We start from the raw sequence: 1351 nt of genomic DNA on the forward strand, positions 1-1351 counted from the left end.
TACTAGCGTCATATCTCTACGCCCCTGACTCTCGTTGTCTTAGAAACTGTGCGTTTTAACGCTCCCTTAAATACTCAATTGGATTTACCGGATTACCACCATCTCGAATCTCTAAATGAAGATGCGCTCCAGTAGCAACCCCAGACTCTCCAACACTTCCAATAATCTCTCCTCTTAAGACACGCTCTCCTACTAAAACAAACAACTCATTACAGTGAGCATAATGTGACGTCTTTCCATCTGCATGCATAATCACAACTAACTTCCCATACCCTTTATACTGATTAGAAAAAGTAACAACTCCTCCCCGAATAGCTCGAATCGGAGTTCCAACAGGAGCAGCAAGGTCAATTCCATTATGATGATGAATCACCTTACTTACTGGATGCTGCCGTATTCCAAATGTACTTGTTAACTTTGAAAAAGGAAGGGGAGCTGAAATGGCAACTAGTGACGCACTACTTTCAGCATAACAACACGGAACTAGCCAAAGCGCTACTACTGCTAAGTAAAGAACTCTACTTGCCATAGCTCTTATCTTTACTTATTCGAATGACCTGAGAGGAAACCCAGGCAGTTTTTCCAGTTGGTGTTATTACTCGATTCCAGCCTTCTTGCTCGCCATTAATAAGAAGCTCTGTTCCTTGACGAAGAGTCATTAATGAAGCGCTCTTTATAGAAGGCGCTACTCGTACATGAGCATTATGAGTGGTAATCGTTCCTGTTTTGTATGAAAATTCCGCCGGATTTTGCTCTTTTCTCCTATTAAAAGATATTGGCACTGACTCTTTGCTTTTAGATAAAGCATCAATAGCCACACCTTGCTTTTTTACCTCTTTAACTAAAAGCTTTAACACTTGTGCCATTTGCTGAAACTTGGCTTCATTCTCCTCTTCACCTCCTATTTCAGACTCTCCACGAAGTGGAATTCCCACGTAGTATGGAGACTGCTGATAGTGCCAGTACTGAACTATGATACCTATTAAAAGCACTACCGTTATTCCCCAGGGAAGAAGTGTGAGTGCTCTTTTCCTTAATGACTGAGAGCCTGCTTCATAAACAGTTCTCTTCGTGTCTTCTTGGTACCTATTATCTTCACTCTCTCGGAGTAACGCCGCTAAGGTTGAGGAGCTGTGCTGCATGGAAAATACTCACTCTCTTGTTTAGTGATAGTTCTCAGCAGTGACTATCGAAGATATAAAGGAGATGTTTCCTGTAGAGGCTCTTTTTTCTCCTCTCGATACCGAGGGCTCGTTAAAACATACTTTCCATTTTCAAAACTCACTGCAGCAAGCTCTCTTATAAGTCGACTTGAAGGAGTCTTTTCAATATAAACAACGAGATGAACTGC

2 protein-coding genes are annotated in these 1351 nt (G+C 41.7%); both read right to left on the reverse strand.

Annotation, left to right across the window (positions count from 1 at the left end; genetic code table 11):
* Positions 1 to 55 precede the first annotated feature (55 nt).
* The gene (locus tag EBR25_14075; protein NBW42097.1) at positions 56 to 529 is read right to left on the reverse strand and encodes a M23 family metallopeptidase; all 474 of its coding nucleotides are present in this window, start codon (positions 527 to 529) and stop codon (positions 56 to 58) included.
* On the reverse strand, positions 519 to 1142 hold the full coding sequence (locus EBR25_14080; protein ID NBW42098.1) for an SH3 domain-containing protein: 624 nt from the start codon (positions 1140 to 1142) through the stop codon (positions 519 to 521). The genes EBR25_14075 and EBR25_14080 overlap by 11 nt, the downstream gene beginning before the upstream one ends.
* Positions 1143 to 1351: the final 209 nt, after the last annotated feature.

The organism is bacterium (genome assembly GCA_009926305.1).
Lineage (GTDB): Bacteria > Bdellovibrionota_C > UBA2361 > UBA2361 > RFPC01 > RFPC01.

Coding starts and splice junctions, on each gene's coding strand:
- EBR25_14075 (NBW42097.1), bottom strand. CDS start 529: ATGGCAAGTAGAGTTCTTTACTTAGCAGTAGTAGCGCTTTGGCTAGTT.
- EBR25_14080 (NBW42098.1), bottom strand. CDS start 1,142: ATGCAGCACAGCTCCTCAACCTTAGCGGCGTTACTCCGAGAGAGTGAA.